Origin of the sequence: Pseudomonas sp. Sample_22 (assembly GCF_004307635.1) — a bacterium.
GTDB lineage: Bacteria > Pseudomonadota > Gammaproteobacteria > Pseudomonadales > Pseudomonadaceae > Aquipseudomonas.
The window spans coordinates 75,875-95,914 of sequence record NZ_RCNY01000066.1 but is presented as its reverse complement, the minus strand read 5'-3'; the positions used below and the strand labels follow the sequence as shown (position 1 = coordinate 95,914).

The following is a 20,040-nucleotide window of genomic DNA, read 5'->3' as shown; positions in this document are numbered from 1 at the left end:
CACTATATTGCGCACCGGGAGGACGACCTCGCGGCTCGATCGAGTCATCAATCTGGGGACGACCCCGTCAATCGATGAGGTCTTACATGTCCTGGATCATTCTGTTTTTCGCCGGCCTGTTTGAAGTCGGCTGGGCTGTGGGCCTGAAGTACACGGACGGTTTCAGCCGACCACTCCCCACTGCCCTCACCCTCGCGGCCATGGCGATCAGCCTTGGTTTGCTGGGCCTTGCCATGAAGGAATTGCCGCTGGGTACGGCCTATGCAGTCTGGACTGGCGTAGGCGCCGTCGGTACGGTGATTGCCGGGATCATCCTGTTCGGTGAGTCGATGGCGTTGTTCAGGCTGGCCAGTGTGGCGTTGATTATTGCCGGGTTGGTTGGGCTCAAGGTCAGCGCTTAGGCCACTACCGCCATCGCGGGCAAGCCCGCTCTCACAGGATTTACGTTGTGCCACCTATTTGGAGCACACCATCAATCCCTGTGGGAGTGGGCTTGCCCGCGATGGGGCCAGTACAGTCACCAACTACCTGACGGTCCCGCGCAAGTCACCAACCAAAGCCTGTAGTTTGGCAGGCTCGGCCACCTCAACCGCCACCGCCGGCCCCGCCACCAGTGTCACCCGCGACCACAGCCGACGAAACAATCCCTTGCCCGGATCGCGGCTGAAGAAACTTCCCCACAACCCCTGCAAAGCCAACGGAATCACTGGCACTGGCGTCTCCTCGAGAATCCGCGTCAGTCCACCCTTGAACTCATTGATCTCGCCGTCCGCCGTCAGCTTGCCTTCGGGGAAGATGCACACCAGCTCACCTTCCTTCAGATACCGGGCAATGCGCGTGAAGGCCTGTTCGTAGATCTGGATATCTTCCTGACGTCCGGCAATCGGAATCGTCCCCGCCGTACGGAAGATAAAGTTCAGCACCGGCAGGTTGTAGATTTTGTAGTACATGACAAAGCGAATCGGCCGACGCACTGCACCGCCGATCAACAAGGCATCGACGAACGACACGTGGTTGCACACCAACAGAGCGGCACCTTCATCGGGAATCCGTTCGAGATTGCGGTGCTCCACCCGGTACATGGAATGGCTGAGCAGCCAGATCATGAAGCGCATGGTGAATTCGGGAACAATCTTGAAGATGTAGGCATTGACGCCGATGTTGAGCAGCGACACCACCAGGAACAATTGCGGAATCGACAGCTTGGCCAGGCTCAGCAGGATGATCGAAACGATCGCCGATACCACCATGAACAACGCGTTGAGAATGTTGTTGGCGGCAATCACCCGCGCCCGCTCGTTCTCGGCGGTGCGTGACTGAATCAGCGCGTACAGCGGCACGATGTAGAAACCACCGAAGACGCCGAGGCCGAGGATGTCGAGCAACACCAGCCAGGTGTGGCCAAAGCCGAGAATGTCGATCCAGCCATGGCCCGCAACGCTGTCGGGAATCCCCCCGGAATGCCACCACAGCAGCAAGCCGAACACGGTCAGGCCAAACGAACCGAACGGCACCAGGCCGATTTCGACTTTACGCCCGGAGAGCTTTTCGCAGAGCATCGAACCGACGGCGATACCGACCGAGAACACCGTCAATATCAGCGTTACAACGGTCTCGTCACCGTGCATCCACTCCTTGGCATAGGCGGGGATTTGCGTCAGGTAAATCGCCCCGACGAACCAGAACCACGAGTTGCCGACAATCGAACGCGACACCGCCGGGGTTTGCCCCAGGCCCAGTTTCAACGTGGCCCAGGACTGGCTGAAGATGTTCCAGTTCAGGCGCATTTCCGGGGTCGCCGCTGCAGCCCGCGGGATACCGCGGCTGGCCAGGTAACCGAGCACGGCAATGCCGATGATCGCCGTCGAAACGACCGGGGCGTAATGACTGGAAGACATCATGATCCCGGCGCCGATGGTCCCGGCAAGGATCGCCAGGAACGTACCCATTTCCACCAGGCCGTTGCCACCGACCAGTTCATCTTCGCGAAGGGCTTGCGGCAGGATCGAATACTTCACCGGCCCGAACAGCGCCGAGTGCGTACCCATGGCGAACAGCGCCACGAGCATCAGCCACAGGTGATCGAACATGAAACCGATCGCGCCTACCGCCATGATGGCGATTTCCCCGAGCTTGATCAGACGGATCAACGCGTCCTTGGCGAATTTTTCCCCGAACTGCCCGGCCAGCGCCGAGAACAGGAAAAACGGCAGGATGAACAACAGCGCACACAGATTGACCCAGATCGAACGATCACCGTCGATAGTGAGTTTGTACAGGATGGCGAGGATCAGCGACTGCTTGAAGATGTTGTCGTTGAACGCCCCCAGGGACTGGGTCACGAAGAACGGCAGGAATCGACGTGTGCGCAGCAAGGTGAACTGTGAGGGATGACTCATCTTCCATGTTTCCCTGAGGTTGGGTAAAAGTGGCCGGGTTTTCTGATTGGATTGTCGAACCTCGATCCAGGCCACACATTACCTAAACTTCGCAGGTTATTTCTTTAATCCTGCAATGCATGGCGAGACGAACAGCTCCCCTCTCCAGGCGCCCTGTGCAGTGCGCGTGCCTACGATCAGCCACATCACCGCCAACAACGCCACCAGAGCACAACCAGACACACTGAAAAACATCAGGTGCAGGGTGCTGGCCAACTTCAGCGTTGCCAAAGAGTAGACCCCCAACGGAAAGGTGAAGCCCCACCAGCCGAGATTGAAAGGAATGCCGGCACGCAGATAACGCAGGGTGATCAGGATCGCTATCAGCATCCACCACAAGCCGAAGCCCCACAACGTGATGCCTGCGACCAGGCCCAGGCCGGCGGCAATCTCGCCGCTACCCGCCATACCGTTGGTGGCGAAAATCGCTGGCGCATCCGCGCCCAGCAGCAACATGCCCAGCGCGCCGGTGCCGATCGGCCCCAATGCCCGCCAACTGGAAGCGGCCATGTTCTCGTGGGGCAACTTGTGCAGGGCCATGCGCAGCAGAAGAATCGTCAGAATGCTGAACGCCACCGGCAAGGAAAACGCCCAGAGCACGTAACTGGTCACCAGCACCACCAGTTGCGAATGAGCGTCGGCCAGGTGCGGCGCCAGCAAGCCACCACTGGCAGCTGCCACTTCCGCCGCCACCACCGGCAGCAACCAGACGGCGGTCATTTGGTCGATGCGGTGTTCCTGGCGGGTGAACATCATGTAGGGAATCAGCACCCCACACGCCAGCGACATCGCGACATCCAGCCACCACAACACCTCGGCCAGTGCGATCACGCCTTCGCCCCAACGTGGCAAACCGAACAGCAGAAAGCCGTTGATGATGGTCGCCAGCCCCATGGGAATCGTGCCGAAAAACATCGAAACCGTGGAATGTCCGAAAATCCGGCGAGCCTCGTCGAAAAACAGAACCCAGCGCGCGGCATAAAGGCCCGTGAACAATACAAACAACAGAATATTGAACAGCCAAAGACCTTCGGCGATTGCGTGCAGCGCGGGATTGGCGCCCGGCAATTGTGCCAGCGCCAAAGCCAATACACCGGTGCCCATGGTGGCGGCAAACCAGTTGGGGGTGAACTGGCGAATGACCTCCATTGGATGTTGCAGATGACGAAACGGCTTGATACCGGGTTTGGCGATGTGGATGCAGGTCATGATGAACTCCTGTCCTCTGGTGAGGTGGAGTTCATCATAGAGCCAGATGGAATATCGATATAACGGGTAATATCTCTAACTGTTATCTATTTTGCAGATGTACACCTCCTACAGGAGATTACGCACGACCTGAAGCATTGCTGATGCTGGCGTTACGTTGGCGCATCAATGAAAACAAAGCGCTCAGCGACAGGACGATCAATGCAACACCATAGCCATCAGTGGTTCTGACTAGACCAAAACCGTGCGTAAGGTTGCCGGCCAGCAACGATGGCAGGCAGAACGCCAGATAGCTGAGCACGTAGTACGCCGACATCAACCCCGCCCGCTCATGGGGCAAGGCCAGCGGCACCAGACTGCGCACGGCCCCCAGAAACCCGGAACCAAAGCCACACCCGGCGATGAGCGTGCCCACGAAAAACAACGTCAGGCTGGAACCGTGTACACCCAGCAGAATCAACACGATACCCATCGGCAGCAGGCTGGCTCCCAATTGCAGCGACCGGGCGGCCGGGCGATTGCGCAAGGCGTAGATCATCAGCGCGCCCGTCAGTGTCAGAGCGGCGACGGTCGCGCCGCCGATCAAGTTTGATGTCGAGCCGGTGGCCGTGCGTACCAGCGAGGGTGCCAGTGAGGCGTAGAAACCACCGAGCGCCCAGGTCGCGGTGTTGAGCGGCAACACCCGCCACATTGTCGGACGCGCCTGGACGGGCACATGCAGCGTGGGACGTAATGAAGCCCAGGCGCCGGGCTGTCGCGAAACGCTTTCCGGCAAACGCCAGACGTACACCGCCTGCATCGCAAACAAGACCAGCAGCAGCCAATAGGTCAAGTGCAGTGGCGCCGGCGCAAACTGCGCCAGCAAACCGCAGCCCAACCCGCCCATGGCCATGCCGATCAAGGGTGCCACGCTGTTGATCAGCGGCCCATGCTGGCGGTCCGTATCGAGTAGCGTCGCGCTCAACACCGCGGTCGCCATACCGGTGGCAAAGCCTTGCAGGACGCGGGCACTGATCAGCCAGGTAACACTGTCGGCATGAATAAACATGAGCATCGCCAGGATGTTCAGTAGCACCGCGGTGAAGATCACCGGTTTGCGGCCCAGGTAATCCGAGAGCGAACCGACCGTCAGCAGCGCCGCCAGCAAACTGAGGGCATACACACCGAAAATCAGGGTCAGCACCGCAGCCGAGAACTGCATTTGCTCCTGATACAAGTAATACAACGGTGTCGGCGCGGTGGATGCCGCCAGAAAACTGAGCAAGGTGATTGCCAGGAACCACAGGCTGGACCGGTTCGAACGAGTACTGGACATGCGCACACTCCGCAAAAGCTAATTTTTTGCTTTTGCGGAGTGTGCTACCGGATAGCGCTTAAAGCAAATTCTTTGTGTTAAGGTCCGATGCATGGCTTTTTAGAAACGGCGCTGCCTTGAAAAGACTCCGCCGCGAAACAGGAAACACATCATGAGCACGCCCGCTTTACGTCCCGGTGGCCGCAGCGCCCGGGTACAGGAATCGATTCATAACGCCGTGCGCGAGCTTCTTGAAGAACAGGACCGCGCCACCCTCACCGTGCCGCAGATTGCTGCTCGCGCAGGGGTCACGCCGTCGACCATCTACCGGCGGTGGGGAGAATTGTCGGTGCTGCTCGCGGACGTCGCCCTTGCGCGCATGCAACCGGAAACCGAGTCGGCCAACACCGGCAGCCTGGCGGGTGATGTGCGCGCCTGGGCGGAACAGTATCTGGACGAGATGAGCTCAGCCCCCGGCCGCAACATGCTGCGCGACGTGCAGTCGAGCCTCAAGCCGAGCTACTGCGCAACGATCATTGGCGGGCAATTGCAGGTCATTCTGGATCGCTACCCGGATGAACCACAGCCCGGTGTCGACCGGCTGATCAACATGATCGCGGCGCCCATCGTGTTCCGCATCCTGTTTTCCGAAGCGCCGCTGGAGGTAGAGGAGTTGCATCGATTGATCGAGATTGCACTGACTCAGTGACGACCCTATCGAGAGCAGCCCCCTGCGACAGCCCGCCACGCCACGACCTTGGTCGACACTGACTAACCCCTGCCATCGTGCGAGACTGTCTGTCCGGGCGGGAGGCCCGGGTGTCTTTGGTTGCCGGGAGTTCCCATGTCGCTGTCCAGCGGGCTGATCGCCGCCGTCGCCCTGGCCTATATGGCCATCATGTTCGCCATCGCCTTTTACGGTGACCGTCGCAGCGCGCCATTGCCGCCGCGGGTGCGTGCCTGGGTGTACAGCCTGTCACTGGCCGTCTACTGCACCAGCTGGACGTTCTTCGGTGCCGTTGGCCAGGCCGCCGAACAGCTGTGGTCGTTCCTGCCGATCTACCTTGGACCGATCCTGCTGTTGATCGGGGCGCCGTGGGTCCTGCAAAAAATGGTGATGATCAGCAAGCAGGAGAACATCACTTCGATTGCCGACTTCATTGCCGCACGCTATGGCAAATCCCAGTCGCTGGCGGTGGTGGTGGCGCTGATCTGCCTGGTCGGCGTGCTGCCCTACATTGCCTTGCAGCTCAAGGGCATCGTGCTCGGCGTGAATCTGCTGATCGGTGCGGGCGCCGACGCCATGGGCGTTCGCGCACAGGACACCGCGCTGGTGGTGTCGCTGGTGCTGGCGCTGTTCACCATTGTTTTCGGTACGCGCAACCTCGATGCCACTGAACACCACCGTGGCATGGTGCTGGCGATTGCGTTCGAGTCACTGGTTAAGCTGTTCGCCTTTCTGGCGGTCGGCGCGTTCGTGACCTTCGGTTTGTACGACGGTTTCGATGACCTGTTCAATCAAGCCATGCTCGCCCCACGCCTGGAGCAATACTGGAAAGAAACCATCAACTGGCCGTCGATGGTGGTGCAAACCGGCGTGGCGATGATGGCGATCATCTGCCTGCCGCGACAATTCCATGTGACCGTCGTCGAAAACATCGACCCGCAAGACCTGCGTCTGGCGAAGTGGGTGTTTCCGGCCTATCTCGCTTTGGCAGCATTGTTTGTCGTACCGATCGCCCTTGCCGGCCAGATGATGTTGCCGAGCTCGGTGTTGCCGGATTCCTTCGTTATCAGCCTGCCTTTGGCACAGGCCCACCCTGCCCTCGCGCTGCTGGCGTTTATCGGCGGTGCGTCGGCCGCCACCGGCATGGTGATCGTGGCCAGCGTCGCACTGTCGACCATGGTTTCCAACGACATGCTGTTGCCATGGCTGCTGCGCCGCAACAACGCCGAGCGTCCATTCGAAGTGTTCCGCCAGTGGATGCTCTCGGTGCGCCGCGTGAGTATCGTGGTCATTCTGCTGCTGGCCTACGTGAGCTATCGGCTGCTGGGCTCGACCGCCAGCCTGGCAACCATCGGCCAGATCGCTTTCGCCGCGGTCACGCAACTGGCACCGGCGATGCTCGGCGCGTTGTACTGGAAACAGGCCAACCGCCGTGGCGTGTTTGCCGGTCTCGCCGCCGGCACCTTCCTGTGGTTTTACACGCTGATCCTGCCGATCGCCGCCCATAGCCTCGGCATGTCCCTGAACAGTTTCCCGGGCTTGGCCTGGCTGCACGGCAATCCGCTGAACCTGCCGATCACCCCGCTGACTCAAGGCGTGGTGCTGTCTCTGGCGGGTAACTTCACCCTGTTTGCCTGGGTCTCGGTGCTGTCGCGCACCCGCGTGTCGGAACACTGGCAGGCTGGCCGTTTCATCGGCCAGGAAATCAGCGCCCGCCCCAGCGCGCGCTCGATGCTCGCGGTACAGATCGACGACTTGCTGCAATTGGCCGCCCGCTTCGTCGGCGAAGAACGCGCCCGCCAGAGCTTCATCCGCTTTGCCTATCGCCAGGGCAAAGGCTTCAACCCGAACCAGAATGCCGACGGTGAATGGATCGCCCATACCGAACGCCTGCTCGCCGGCGTACTGGGCGCCTCGTCGACGCGGGCGGTGGTAAAGGCGGCCATCGAAGGTCGGGAGATGCAACTGGAGGACGTCGTGCGGATCGCCGATGAAGCCTCGGAAGTCCTGCAATTCAACCGTGCGCTGCTGCAAGGCGCCATCGAGAACATTACCCAAGGCATCAGCGTGGTCGACCAGTCACTGAAACTGGTGGCCTGGAACCGGCGCTATCTGGAGCTGTTCAACTACCCGGACGGCTTGATCAGCGTGGGTCGCCCCATCGCCGACATCATCCGCTACAACGCCGAACGGGGACTGTGCGGCCCCGGCGAAGCCGAAGTACACGTCGCCCGGCGCCTGCACTGGATGCGCCAGGGGCGTGCGCATACGTCGGAGCGATTGTTCCCCAACGGGCGGGTGATCGAACTGATCGGCAACCCAATGCCGGGTGGTGGTTTTGTCATGAGTTTCACCGACATCACCCCATTCCGCGAGGCCGAGCAGGCGCTGACCGAAGCCAACGAGAGCCTGGAACAGCGGGTAGCTGAGCGTACCCGCGAGCTCTCACAACTCAACGTCGCGCTGACCGAAGCCAAGGGCACCGCCGAGGCGGCCAACCAATCGAAGACCAGATTCCTGGCAGCGGTCAGCCATGATTTGATGCAGCCACTGAACGCTGCGCGGCTGTTTTCCGCGGCCTTGACTCATCAGCACGACGGTTTGCCCGGTGAGGCGCAAAAACTGATCCAGCACCTGGATAGCTCGCTGCGTTCTGCCGAAGACTTGATCAGCGATCTGCTGGACATTTCCCGCCTGGAAAACGGCAAGATCAATCCTGATCCCAAGCCATTTGCCCTCAGTGAATTGTTCGACACCCTTGGCGCCGAATTCAAGGCGTTGGCTCGTGAGCAAGGCCTGCAATTCCGTGTCCGGGGCAGCAAGCTGCGCATCGACAGCGACATCAAACTGCTGCGCCGAATCCTGCAGAATTTCCTCACCAACGCCTTCCGCTACGCCAAAGGCCCCGTGTTGCTTGGGGTTCGGCGACGCAAAGGCGAGCTGTGCCTGGAAGTCTGGGACCGCGGACCGGGTATTCCGGCAGACAAGCAGCAGGTGATTTTCGAAGAATTCAAACGTCTCGACAGCCATCAGACACGGGCGGAAAAAGGCCTGGGGTTGGGCCTGGCGATTGCCGATGGTCTGTGCCGCGTGCTGGGTCACACCTTGCTTGTACGCTCTTGGCCAGGACGCGGCAGCGTATTCAGCGTCCGAGTACCGCTGGCCCGAGCGCAAACGGCGCTGCCCGCCAAGGCTGTCGAACTCAATGGCAAGTTGCTCAATGGCGGCCAGGTGCTGTGCATCGACAATGAGGACAGCATTCTGATCGGCATGAACAGCTTGCTGACGCGCTGGGGTTGCCAGGTCTGGACCGCACGCAACCGCGAAGAGTGCATGACCCTGCTCGCTGAGGGGATGCGACCACAATTGGCGTTGGTCGATTACCACCTGGATGACGGCGAGACCGGAACCGAATTGATGGCGTGGTTGCGAACTCGACTCGGTGAGCCTGTGCCGGGCGTGGTGATCAGCGCCGACGGGCGGCCAGAGACCATCGCTCAGGTACATGCGGCCGGACTGGATTACCTGACCAAGCCGGTCAAACCCGCGGCGTTGCGAGCGTTGTTGAGCCGGCATTTGCCGTTGTAGCGCCAGCGAAAACCCTTATTCCGGCAACTCGACCAAGCCATCGACATCGGTCATCGCCCGCTCCAGCAAATCTGCGGGCAAACTCTTGCTTGCCCTGGCCCCGAGCAACTTCAGTTGCTCGCTGCGACTGACCAGATTGCCGCGCCCTTCGGTCAACTTGTTACGCGCCGAGCTGTAGGCCTTGTCCAGTTGCTGCAGGCGATTGCCCACCTCGTCCAGGTCCTGGATAAACAACACAAACTTGTCGTACAGCCACCCGGCTCGTTCGGCGATTTCCCGGGCGTTCTGGCTTTGTCGTTCCTGCTTCCACAGGCTGTCGATAACCCGCAGTGTCGCGAGCAACGTGGTTGGGCTGACGATCACGATGTTGCGGTCGAACGCCTCCTGAAAAAGCGTCGGCTCGGCCTGCAATGCCGCGGAAAACGCTGCTTCGATCGGCACGAACAGCAACACGAAATCCAGGCTGTGCAAACCGTCGAGCCGCTTGTAATCCTTGCCGGCCAGGCCTTTGACGTGATTACGCAGAGACAGCACGTGCTGCTTGATGGCGATCTGGCTGATGCCTTCGTCCTCGGCCGCCACGTATTGCTGATAAGCCGTGAGGCTGACTTTGGAGTCGACCACCACCTGCTTGTCGCCGGGCAAATAGATGATCACGTCGGGCTGGAAACGCTCGCCGTCCGGCCCCTTGAGATTGACCTGAGTCTGGTACTCACGGCCTTTTTCCAGGCCGGCATGTTCGAGTACCCGCTCCAGGATCAACTCGCCCCAGTTGCCCTGGGTCTTCTGCCCTTTCAAGGCACGGGTCAGGTTGGTGGCTTCGTCGCTCAGGCGCAGATTAAGCTGTTGCAGGCGTTCCAGTTCCTTGGCCAGGGAGAAGCGCTCGCGCGCCTCGGCCTGATAACTTTCCTCGACACGTTTTTCGAACGATTGAATGCGTTCTTTCAGTGGGTCAAGCAATTGTCCCAGACGCTGCTGGCTGGTTTCGGCAAAACGCTGTTCACGCTCATCGAAGATTTTCCCCGCCAACTCGGCGAACTGCGCGCGCAACTCGTCTCGGGAGCCCTGCAGGTCGTTGAGGCGTTGTTGATGGCTTTCCTGTTGTTCGCGCAGTTCAGCCTTGAGCGAGGCGGCCTGGGCATCCAGGCGCCGCAACTCGGCTTCCTTGCCGGCGCGCTCGATGTTCCAGGCATGGGCAGCATCCCGGGCGTCATCGCGTTCGATCTGCAACAACTCGACTTCACGGCGCACAGCGGCCAAATCTGCCTGCCTGGCGGCATTGGCCTGCCCCAGATCAGCGATTTCATCGCGACAGGTTTCAAGTTGTGAACTCAAGCCATCCTGCGCCAGTTGGGCCATGGCCAGACGCTCTTCCAGTAACGCAACGTCCGCTTGCGAGTTGCTCGCCCGGCGCTGAAGCTGCCAGGCCAATACCAGCAAAGGCAACGCAGCGCCTGCCAGACCGAGCAAGGCGCTGGTCAAGTCCATAGCCATAGCCATTCCTGCCTTCGAATTAAAGTTTGAAGGTTAACCAAGGCGTCAGGTCTTGGACAGCTCAGTCTTCGATCAGCCCCAGTTCCTGTTGTGCGCGCTGATCACCCGCCCGTGCGGCCTGCCGCAACAGGTCCTGGCCGATCCGGCGGTCCCGGGCATTCCCGCATTCGCGGCACATCAGTTGGCCCAGGCGGCTTTGCGCGGCCACCACGCCCTCACGGGCAGGTTGTTTGAGCAAACGCCCGGCGATGTGTTTGACATTCGGGTTTTCGCCCAGTCGCGGACTGTCCAGCAACCACTCTGCAACCCGCATCGAAAAACGCTTGGGAGGGGCAACAGTGGATGTTTTGGAGGAAGAGGAATCGGATGGTGTACGAAACTTCATAAAGCACTGTGGGCAGATCGGAAGGCGCGCCACTCTACTCTTTTTTTCTTACAGGTAAAGCTGAAAAAATCCCGGCACGCCCGTCCTAGCGCAAGCGCTCGGGACAATCCACAGAAGCTGTGGATAACTCAGTGGACAACCGCCCTTGAAGAGCCGCAAAGCCCTGTGGAATGGGGCCTGCAGTCAAACTGACGATTTTTTCACCAGTAAAAAAAAGCGATGTTTTTCATTGACTTAAATTTTGGTTACAGGCACCCACTCCTCTCTGGAGCGGGATGACAGTGGCGTTACAGTCTGTGCAACTAATGTGTACAAGTAGCTCGCCGATGGTTATATCGAGGCGTTTTTTCGGCGCGATTTGGCATCGGTCCTGGGGATAAATCGCGGCAAACCCGCATTCCAGGCCGTTTGTCATCCGTCGGATGGTCATGACCATCGGTCGGAATCCGGATCATCCAAGCTCGCTATCAGGGCTCATGTCGGTTTTTTTACGGCTGTTCCAGGCCCCCTTGGATATTCCTGTGGCTATCACACTTCCCTTTGCCGATTCAATCCGTTAGTATCCCCGGCGTTAGTACCAAGCTGAAAGTCAATTCTGGTCGAACAAATCCCCCCGGACTGCCTTCCCGATGGAAGCCCAACCGATAAAAGCGGGATCGACCACCTCGATGGTTTCCAGGTAAATCTTGCGTCAACACAGCCTTTGAATCGAAAGCAAAGGGTGTTGCCAGGCTCGCTTACTCTGACCGAACCAACCTGCAAATTGATCAGGATCCTCACCCCGGGCCCAGAACCTTAGCCCTTGATGTGTTGCCTGCCCTCCTAAGTACCTACCTGCCAGCCCAAGCGCGCCAATTTATCAGCGCTTCAAACTGGCTGCTTTGTTCCAGTCAGGTTCTTCGCTCGACCAACGGTGGTCGTCGTCACTGGAACGTTTTAATTTTGCACGGCTCTTATCCGTGTCGCTTGTAGGAACACCATGACTATGTCTACTCAAATCCATGCACAGGATGCCATCCGCACCCTAACCAACGCTTTTGCACCAATGAACTGCCTGATCATGGCCGCTCGCAAAGGCTGCTTCAGTTTTACCCTGGTCAACGAACACGGCATCGCCCGACACAGCGAACGCCTGTACCCCGATCAATACTCCAGCGCTGAACCGCTGCAGGCCGTGATCGAACGTACTCGTCAGGCACTGGTTGCCTGAGACGCCAGCAAGGCTGAAATACCAAAAGCCCCGCTCTCAAAAGCGGGGCTTTTTGTTGCCTGAAATTTCAGTTTGCCCGCAAAGCGGCTAAGCACCAACCGGTATAACGGTTATAACTGGAAGCTGGAAATATTTTAAAAACAGTCCTTTACGCAGCGAATATGACACTACACTTCAACTCAAGCGGCTTGATCCGCTTTCGGCGAGCCTGATTCGATCCATTGCTGCCAAGGCCCTGTTCAGGTATCGCCGTCCAATTCATGGTTTCGAGGGTTTTATGGGTATCGCTGCCAGCGAACTGTGCCGTTATGTGATTCGTCCGACGCTGATCTACCTTGGACGCCATAGCGCAACTGCCGAATCCCTGCTGCTGGGCATTGCCGCCAGTCAGTCAGCCCTTGGTTCCGCCCTTCACGACCGCCGTGGCCACGGCCTCTACCGTATCGCCGAACCTCGCCATCAGGCACTTTGGGACCACTACCTGGCGCTCGATCCCGAACGCGCAAGCCTGGTCCGTGGCCTCGCCAGCCAACATGCCTTTCTCAGTGGCCCGCACGTCGAATTGACCGTCAACCTGCGTTACGCCACCGCCATCGCCTGGCTGATGGTCGAAGAACAGAACACCCCGCTCCCCGAAGCAGACGACCTGCTGGGAATGGCCCGAATCTGGCGCCAGACCTTCCAGCCCCAAGGTCGCCTGAGAGACTTCACCTTCGCTTGGCAAACCTGTGTATCACCACTGAATCAGGTTGCCTGCTGACACACTCTGGATCCAAAGATCGCACAATACGCTGCGAATCTGGTCGGATTGTCCTACAAAACCGCTCTAAATCAAGCCATACAGCCTATAGCGCTGGGACGAAAATGTTGGTAATTTTCGCCCCGGTGATCACCAGGAGTTCTAATAATGAAAAAAGTAATGCTCAAAACCACCATTAGTCTCGCCGTTGCCATGGCATCCACCCAGATCTTCGCAAGTGGCTTTGCCCTCAACGAACAAAGCATCAGCGGGATGGGTACTGGTTTTGCCGGGCGATCTTCCGTTGCCGACGACGCATCCACACTTGTGGGCAACCCTGCGGGCATGTCCCGCCTCAAGCGTGAACAAGTAACCGGTGGTGTTGCATTCATCGACGCACACACCGACATCAGCGATGCCAGCTCCCGTCCGAATGGCGGCACCAACAAAGGTGACATGGTCCCTTTCATGGGCGTGCCGATGGGCTATTACGTCAAGCCTCTCGATGACCAATGGGCAGTCGGTTTCGGTGTCTATGCACCGTTCGGCCTGGTAACCGATTATGAAAACGGCTTTGCCGGCCGCTACTTCGGCAGCAAGAGCGAAGTCAAAATCATCACCCTGCAGCCAACCGTCAGCTACGCCTTCAACGACAAGGTGTCGATCGGTTTCGGCCCGACCATCAACCGTATCGACGGCAAGCTGGAATCCAACCTGTCGCTGGACCCGCGCGCACCGGATGGTGAAGTCAAGATCAAGGGTGACGACACGGCTCTGGGCTACAACATCGGTATCCTGGTGCAAGCCACCGACAGCACTCGCGTCGGCCTGACCTACCACTCGAAAGTGAAGTACAAGCTCGACGGTGACACCAAGGTCAACTACGGCCTGCTCGGCGCCCTGGGCCAGAATCCGAACCAGAAGTTCGATGCTTCCCTGGACCTGACCACGCCCGAGTCGGTTGACTTCTCGGTTACCCACCAGCTCGACGACCAGTGGACTCTCTATGCAGGCAGCACCTGGACTCGCTGGAGCCGCCTGAAAGAAATCACCGTGGAAAACGAAGGCGTTCCTGCTGCCCTGGCCGCACGTGGTCTTGGCACCATCACCGAAGAACAGAACTGGCACGACACCTGGGCTCACGCCATCGGTGCTTCGTATCAGCTGAACAAGCAGTGGGTACTGCGCACCGGTTTCTCGGTTGACCAGGCACCAACCAACAACGAAAACCGTTCCCCACGCATCCCGACGGGCGATCGCAAGATTTTCAGCCTGGGCGCCGGCTGGAGCCCGACCGACGACCTGACCATCGACGTGGCGTACTCCTACCTGTGGGAAGAATCGGTCAACGTCAACAACAGCAATGGCCGTCAGGCCTACAGCGCCAAGTATGAAAACTCGGCGAACGGTTTCGGCGTCGGTGCGACCTACCGTTTCTGATAATTCGCGGCGAGCCTGACCCCTCGCCCGCGCAATCAAAAAAAGCCCCGCGCTCTGGTACAGAGGCGGGGCTTTTTTGTGGCTGTCGATCAGGGAGCGGAGGCCAGGGGTGGCGAGGCCAGAGCCTTTTCCACTGCGGCGATGAAGTCGGGATCGTCAGGCTTGGTCAAGCTGGAGAAGCTGGCGACCACCTTGCCTTGACGGTCGACCACGTATTTGTAGAAATTCCATTTCGGCGGATTTTCGGACTGTTTGCCGAGTACCTTGAACAAGTTCGTGGCATCGTCGCCCCGGACTTTCTGTGGCTCGGTCATGGTGAACGTCACGCCGTAGTTGACGTAGCAGACCTTGGCTGTTTCGGCACCGTCCTTGGACTCCTGTTTGAAGTCATTGGACGGCACACCGATCACTTCCAAGCCTTGTTCCTTATAGCGCTGATTGAGCGCCTCAAGACCTTTGAACTGCGGGGCGAAGCCACAGAAGCTCGCCGTATTGACCACCACCAGCGGCTTGCCGGCGAAGCGCTGGCACAGGTCGATGGACTCATTGGAACGCAGCTTGGGCAACGAGCCCTGTAGCAGCGCCGGGCACTCTGCCGCTTGAGCCAATCCGGTAAACGCTACCAGTAACGCGGGAACTGCCAACCAGCGCATCAGCATATCGGTGCTTCCTTGAGTGATTCGGGTGACATCGAAGTTACTCGTCCTACCCTCCCGCTAGCAAGCGTCCTAACACGCCCCCATGCCCAATTGCATCAACGCCAGGCCGCCCTGATGCCAACCCCACCAGGCCACAGCGAGCAACCCGGCGCAGAGGGCAAAAATGGTGATATGCGGCCAGAGACTGTTCATGTCGTGCTCATTTGTGTTTGCAGGCGCGCAACCGGTCGCTCACGCACCGGCCAGTTCAGCGCGGCGGCCATCAAGCTCAGAAGAATCGCGACCTGCCAGATCAAGTCATAGCTCCCGGTCCGGTCGTACACCACCCCGCCCAACCAGCCGCCAAGGAACGAACCCAGTTGATGAAAGAGAAAAACGATACCTCCGAGCATGGACAGGTTTCGTACGCCGAACAAGGTTGCGACGGTGCCGTTGGTCAGCGGCACCGTCGACAACCACAGGAAGCCCATGGCCATTCCGAACAGGTACGCCGTCGTCGTGGTCACCGGCGCCCACAGGAACAGCGCGATCACCACGGCCCGCAACAGGTACAAACCGGTAAGCAAACGCGGCTTGGACATGCGCCCGCCGAGCCAGCCGGCGGTGTAGGTGCCGAAGATATTGAATAAGCCAATCAACGCCAGAACAGTCGTACCGACGGTGGCAGGCAGATGCTGATCGACTAGATACGCTGGCAAGTGCACGCCGATAAAGACCACTTGAAAACCACAGACAAAGAAACCGAATGCCAGCAGCCAGAACCCGGAGTGAGAACAGGCCTCACGCAGTGCTTCCGAGAGGGTTTGCTCATGGCCAAGCACTGGCAATGGCTTGTCCTTGAGCATGCTCACCAGCGGCACGATCAGCGCCACCAACAGCCCCAAGGCCAGCAGCGCCGCTGACCAACCGAGCCAGCCAATCAATCCGAGCGTGCCGGGCAGCATGGCGAACTGACCGAACGAACCGGCGGCGCTGGCAATGCCCATGCCCATGCTGCGTTTTTCCGGCGGCACTGCGCGCCCGACCACCCCGAGAATCACTGAAAATGAGGTACCCGACAGACCAATCCCGATCAGCAGACCGGCGCTCAGGGACAGGGTCGCCGGCGAATCCGACAGGCCCATGAACACCAGACCCAGGGCGTACAGCACACCGCCGATGAGCACGACTTTCGCCGCGCCGAAGCGATCGGCCAACGCGCCAGTAAAGGGCTGTGCGAGTCCCCAGATCAGATTCTGCAGGGCGATGGCAAAGGCAAACACCTCGCGTCCCCAGCCGAATTCGGCACTCATCGGCGCCAGGAACAGCCCGAAGCCATGCCGCACCCCCAGAGACAACGCAAGAATCAGCGCACTCCCCAACAGAACCCAACCACATGTACGCCACATCGATGTCATTATTGTTCTCCGGTCGCGGGTATATACCCGCTTAAGATCGAACAAACTGGCATCAAGCCAGTTCATCCAGCAACTTCAGTAATGTTTCGCGCTTTTCAGCGCCCAGGCGATCGATCAAGCGCTGTTGCGCCGCCTCCCACGCCGGCAGGGCTGCTTTTAAACGCTCTGCTCCGGCTTCGGTCAGCCTGACGATGCGATTGCGCATGTCCTCGCCCTCGACCAGCATCACCAACCCTTCGCCCTCCAGCACACGCAGATTGCGCCCCAGCGTGCTGCGGTCCAGCCCCATCGCTTCGGCGAGGGTGGAAATGCTCGGTTGATCCAGCCGTTGCAAATTACACAGCAAAGAATACTGCGCGACATTGATCCCGAAGCCGTCGAGTGCGCCGTCGTAATGCCTGCTGACGCCACGGGCGGCGCGACGCAGGTTGATACATAAACATTGGGATTCGAGCATGGTGCGTGTATATACCCGCGGTTGTGTTAAATCAAGTCGCATGATGGGTGAAGTTCAGAAAAACGCCAAGCCCACCAGCACTGCAACTTCCAGCAGTTCCAGCAGCGCCCCGGCGGTATCGCCCGTGGTTCCACCCAATCGCCGTAGCATCATCTGCCGCAGCCAGACAAACATTGCCGCCGCCAGCGCCAGCGCCAGAACACCGCCAAACCCCGCAATCAGCACACAGACCACGGCGCTTGCGACCATTATCTGCTTGCCCGCCGAGCGCGGAAGATGATCGGCGAGCGCCTGGCCCAAACCGCCTGCGCGCACATAAGGGGTGGTCAGGAACAACCCCAGCAACGCAGTTCGGCCGATCAGGGGCACGATGATCAGGGCCAGCGCATGGGACTGCTCGATCAGCGCCAGCAACGCGCAGAATTTCAGCAGCAACACCAACACCAGCGCCACCACCGCGATCGGACCGCTGCGCGGATCTTTCATGATCGTCAACGTCCGTTCGCGATCACCAAAACCGCCCAGCCAGGCATCGGCACTGTCGGCCAGGCCATCCAGGTGCAACGCTCCACTGAGCAGGACCCAAACCGTCAACAACAGGGCCGCATGCAGCAGCAAAGGCGTCCCCAGCATCAGCCAGTTCAACGCCCACAGAATGACGCCGAACAACAACCCCACCAGCGGATAGAACAGCAGCGAGCGTCCCAGCTGCTCAGGCGTCGGCATTCCCGGCAGACGGATCGGCAGACTGCTGAGGAATTGCAGGGCGATCCAGAATGGCAACATGCTCAGATCACTTCCCTTAACACGCCATCGGCATCGACCGACAGCGAGAACAACGCACCATGACCGACCTCGACACCCAGCAATTGCTCGCGCGGCAATCCCCGTGCCTGGGCCAGCAGCAGACGCATGACGCCGCCATGGCTGATCAGCAACACCCGTTCACCGGCGTAGGCGGCCTGCAACCTCGCCACGGCGGCAAGCACCCTGGCAGAAAAATCCGCAACCGGCTCACCGTCCGGAGGGGTGAACGCATAGGGATCAGCCCAAAATAGCCCCAGGGCCTGCGCATCGGTTTTCATCAATTCGACGGCGCTCTGCCCTTCCCAAGCGCCGAAATGCAGTTCCTGCAGATCTTTTTCCAGCGTGACCGGCAAAGCCAATCGCTCACCGAGCTCATGGGCGAACCGCGCACACCGCTGCAATGGCGAGCTGACCAGGCGATCCCACGGTCCTTGACTGAACACCGCCGCGCGCATTTGCGCCCATCCCGTCTCGGTCAGCGCATCGTCGAGGCTGCCGCGCAGGCCGCCGCCGAGTTCGGTCTCACCGTGACGCAACAGATCCAGGTGCAAAGTCATGCCGGACGATCCGCCACGGCGGCCTCGGCGAAGGTCGCCATCTGCCCGTGCAGATCACACGCCAGGCGCAGCAACGGCACCGCCAACGCAGCACCACTGCCCTCGCCCAGTCGCAGTCCGAGATCGAGCAACGGTTCGGCATTCAGCGTTTCCAAAACATGCCGATGACCCGGCTCGGCGCCACGATGAGCGAACAAAAGCCACGGACGGCATTGCGGGTTCAATCGCACCGCGACCAATGCCGCAACGCTGCAAATGAACCCGTCCACCAGCACCGCAACGCCTTCCTGGGCACAGGCCAGGTAAGCCCCGACCAACGCTGCAACTTCAAAACCGCCGAGGTTGAACAGGGTGAGCAAGGCATCACCACGTTGAGCCGCGTGCAACGTCAATGCCCGCTCGATCACTTGAGCCTTATGGCTGACCCCCTCTGCATTCAAGCCGGTGCCCGGCCCGGTCAGGTGCATCACCGGGCAATCGAGCAAGGCACAGGCCAAGGCGCTGGCGGCGGTGGTGTTGCCGATGCCCATCTCGCCACCGATAAACAGTTGCGCGCCCGTCGTGATGGCACGCAACACGCTGTCGCGACCGGCCTGCAATGCAAGTTCGCCTTGCGCCTGAGTCATCGCCGGCCCTTGTACGAAATTCGCCGTGCCAGGGCCGATGTTCAGATGACGTACGTTCGGCAGATTCAACGACGGCGTTACGGTGCCGAGATCGACCACTTCCAGGGATGCACCCAACTGTCGCGCCAACACGCTGATCGCCGCACCACCGTTGACGAAGTTGTGCAGCATTTGCCCGGTGACTTCCTGGGGGTACGCCGACACCCCTTCGGCGACCACGCCATGATCACCGGCGAAAATCGCAATCCACACTTGATCCAGGCCGGGTTTCACCTGCCCTTGCAGGCCGGCCAATTGAACAGCCAGCGACTCGAGCTGACCGAGGGAACCGGCCGGTTTGGTCAGTTGCTGTTGCCGCGCTTGCGCCAGTTCGAGCACTTGGGTGTCGAGCGGTTTGCACGGGGCCAGCCACCAGGATGAGGTCATAACGCAGTTCCTTTCAGAGTCAGGGGCAAGCCGGCAACGGTCAGGACGACTCGCTGACAGCGTTCGGCCAGAGCTTGATGCAGCCAACCGGCTTCATCGACAAAGCGGCGAGTCAATTCGCCCAGCGGCACGACACCCATTCCGGTCTCGTTGCTGACAAAAATGATTTCACCCGGCAGCGACACCAGGCACTCCAGCAAGGCATCACGTTCGGCGCACAAGCGCTCAGCGTCGTCGAGCATCAGCAGGTTGGTCAGCCACAGCGTCAGGCAATCCACCAACAGGCAATGATCGGCGCGCGCGTTTTCCCGCAGGACGCGGGCCAGTTGCAGCGGTTCTTCAATGAGGTTCCACTCGGCTGGGCGACGGGCGCGGTGATGGGCGACCCGCTCATTCATTTCACCATCAAGCGGCTGGCTGGTAGCGATGTAGGTCACCGGCAATTGGCTGTCAGCCGCCAGTTTTTCGGCCAGGCGACTTTTGCCGGAGCGGGCGCCGCCGAGGATCAGTTGCAGCATGGTTACTTCCTATAAATATTGGTGAATCGACTGACGTCATCGCGGGCAAGCCTTGCTCCTACAGTTTTG

General features: G+C 59.7%; 19 protein-coding genes. 6 read left to right on the top strand and 13 right to left on the bottom strand.

Annotation, left to right across the window (positions count from 1 at the left end):
• The first annotated feature begins 86 nt into the window (after positions 1-86).
• The gene (gene sugE, locus D8U73_RS17850) at positions 87-401 is read left to right on the top strand and encodes a quaternary ammonium compound efflux SMR transporter SugE (protein WP_056852917.1); all 315 of its coding nucleotides are present in this window, start codon (positions 87-89) and stop codon (positions 399-401) included.
• Between the two features lie 123 nt (positions 402-524).
• On the opposite strand, the gene D8U73_RS17845 is transcribed toward sugE, so the two are convergent.
• The 3 genes from D8U73_RS17845 to D8U73_RS17835 all read right to left on the bottom strand — a co-directional run bounded on the left by D8U73_RS17845 (position 525) and on the right by D8U73_RS17835 (position 4,962).
• A complete protein-coding gene (locus D8U73_RS17845) occupies positions 525-2,399 on the bottom strand; it encodes an MFS transporter (protein WP_056852918.1) in 1,875 nt (624 codons plus the stop codon).
• A gap of 96 nt (positions 2,400-2,495) precedes the next feature.
• A complete protein-coding gene (locus tag D8U73_RS17840) occupies positions 2,496-3,647 on the bottom strand; it encodes a TDT family transporter (protein ID WP_130905268.1) in 1,152 nt (383 codons plus the stop codon).
• A gap of 118 nt (positions 3,648-3,765) precedes the next feature.
• Positions 3,766-4,962: an MFS transporter gene (locus D8U73_RS17835; RefSeq protein ID WP_130905267.1), complete on the bottom strand. Its 1,197-nt coding sequence runs from the start codon at positions 4,960-4,962 to the stop codon at positions 3,766-3,768.
• A gap of 151 nt (positions 4,963-5,113) precedes the next feature.
• Between D8U73_RS17835 and D8U73_RS17830 the strand changes: the two genes are divergently transcribed.
• Both D8U73_RS17830 and D8U73_RS17825 read left to right on the top strand, forming a co-directional pair.
• Positions 5,114-5,650 carry a TetR/AcrR family transcriptional regulator gene (locus tag D8U73_RS17830; protein ID WP_130905266.1) on the top strand — a complete coding sequence of 179 codons (537 nt, stop codon included), beginning with the start codon at positions 5,114-5,116 and terminating at the stop codon, positions 5,648-5,650.
• Positions 5,651-5,785: 135 nt separating this feature from the next.
• Positions 5,786-9,256: a PAS domain-containing hybrid sensor histidine kinase/response regulator gene (locus tag D8U73_RS17825; RefSeq protein ID WP_056852922.1), complete on the top strand. Its 3,471-nt coding sequence runs from the start codon at positions 5,786-5,788 to the stop codon at positions 9,254-9,256.
• A gap of 15 nt (positions 9,257-9,271) precedes the next feature.
• On the opposite strand, the gene rmuC is transcribed toward D8U73_RS17825, so the two are convergent.
• Together rmuC and D8U73_RS17815 are read right to left on the bottom strand one after the other, a co-directional pair.
• Positions 9,272-10,615: a DNA recombination protein RmuC gene (gene rmuC / locus D8U73_RS17820; protein WP_177434392.1), complete on the bottom strand. Its 1,344-nt coding sequence runs from the start codon at positions 10,613-10,615 to the stop codon at positions 9,272-9,274.
• Positions 10,616-10,811: 196 nt separating this feature from the next.
• Positions 10,812-11,135: a hypothetical protein gene (locus tag D8U73_RS17815; protein ID WP_082557531.1), complete on the bottom strand. Its 324-nt coding sequence runs from the start codon at positions 11,133-11,135 to the stop codon at positions 10,812-10,814.
• A 985-nt stretch (positions 11,136-12,120) separates the two neighbouring features.
• Between D8U73_RS17815 and D8U73_RS17805 the strand changes: the two genes are divergently transcribed.
• From D8U73_RS17805 to D8U73_RS17795, 3 genes are all read left to right on the top strand, one after another.
• Positions 12,121-12,345 carry a hypothetical protein gene (locus tag D8U73_RS17805; RefSeq protein WP_003204606.1) on the top strand — a complete coding sequence of 75 codons (225 nt, stop codon included), beginning with the start codon at positions 12,121-12,123 and terminating at the stop codon, positions 12,343-12,345.
• A gap of 277 nt (positions 12,346-12,622) precedes the next feature.
• Entirely contained in the window at positions 12,623-13,105 is a 483-nt protein-coding gene (locus D8U73_RS17800) for a hypothetical protein (protein ID WP_056852925.1), read from the top strand.
• Between the two features lie 147 nt (positions 13,106-13,252).
• Positions 13,253-14,524: an outer membrane protein transport protein gene (locus D8U73_RS17795; protein WP_056852926.1), complete on the top strand. Its 1,272-nt coding sequence runs from the start codon at positions 13,253-13,255 to the stop codon at positions 14,522-14,524.
• A gap of 89 nt (positions 14,525-14,613) precedes the next feature.
• Here D8U73_RS17795 and D8U73_RS17790 read toward each other — a convergent pair whose 3' ends face one another.
• The 8 genes from D8U73_RS17790 to cobU form a co-directional block, all read right to left on the bottom strand.
• The gene (locus tag D8U73_RS17790) at positions 14,614-15,183 is read right to left on the bottom strand and encodes a redoxin domain-containing protein (RefSeq protein WP_130905264.1); all 570 of its coding nucleotides are present in this window, start codon (positions 15,181-15,183) and stop codon (positions 14,614-14,616) included.
• Positions 15,184-15,252: 69 nt separating this feature from the next.
• On the bottom strand, positions 15,253-15,375 hold the full coding sequence (locus D8U73_RS29685; RefSeq protein WP_277751642.1) for a hypothetical protein: 123 nt from the start codon (positions 15,373-15,375) through the stop codon (positions 15,253-15,255).
• Positions 15,372-16,580, bottom strand: a complete 1,209-nt coding sequence (locus D8U73_RS17785; protein WP_056852928.1) for an MFS transporter — start codon at positions 16,578-16,580, stop codon at positions 15,372-15,374. The genes D8U73_RS29685 and D8U73_RS17785 overlap by 4 nt, the downstream gene beginning before the upstream one ends.
• A 52-nt stretch (positions 16,581-16,632) precedes the next feature.
• The gene (locus D8U73_RS17780; RefSeq protein WP_056852929.1) at positions 16,633-17,037 is read right to left on the bottom strand and encodes a MarR family transcriptional regulator; all 405 of its coding nucleotides are present in this window, start codon (positions 17,035-17,037) and stop codon (positions 16,633-16,635) included.
• Between the two features lie 54 nt (positions 17,038-17,091).
• A complete protein-coding gene (locus D8U73_RS17775) occupies positions 17,092-17,823 on the bottom strand; it encodes an adenosylcobinamide-GDP ribazoletransferase (protein ID WP_130905263.1) in 732 nt (243 codons plus the stop codon).
• 2 nt (positions 17,824-17,825) lie between these two features.
• Positions 17,826-18,401: an alpha-ribazole phosphatase family protein gene (gene cobC, locus D8U73_RS17770; RefSeq protein ID WP_130905262.1), complete on the bottom strand. Its 576-nt coding sequence runs from the start codon at positions 18,399-18,401 to the stop codon at positions 17,826-17,828.
• Complete coding sequence (cobT, locus tag D8U73_RS17765; protein ID WP_130905261.1) at positions 18,398-19,453, bottom strand: nicotinate-nucleotide--dimethylbenzimidazole phosphoribosyltransferase; 1,056 nt, start codon at positions 19,451-19,453, stop codon at positions 18,398-18,400. The genes cobC and cobT overlap by 4 nt, the downstream gene beginning before the upstream one ends.
• A complete protein-coding gene (cobU, locus tag D8U73_RS17760; protein WP_130905260.1) occupies positions 19,450-19,971 on the bottom strand; it encodes a bifunctional adenosylcobinamide kinase/adenosylcobinamide-phosphate guanylyltransferase in 522 nt (173 codons plus the stop codon). Before cobU ends, cobT begins: the two co-directional genes overlap by 4 nt.
• Positions 19,972-20,040 lie beyond the last annotated feature (69 nt).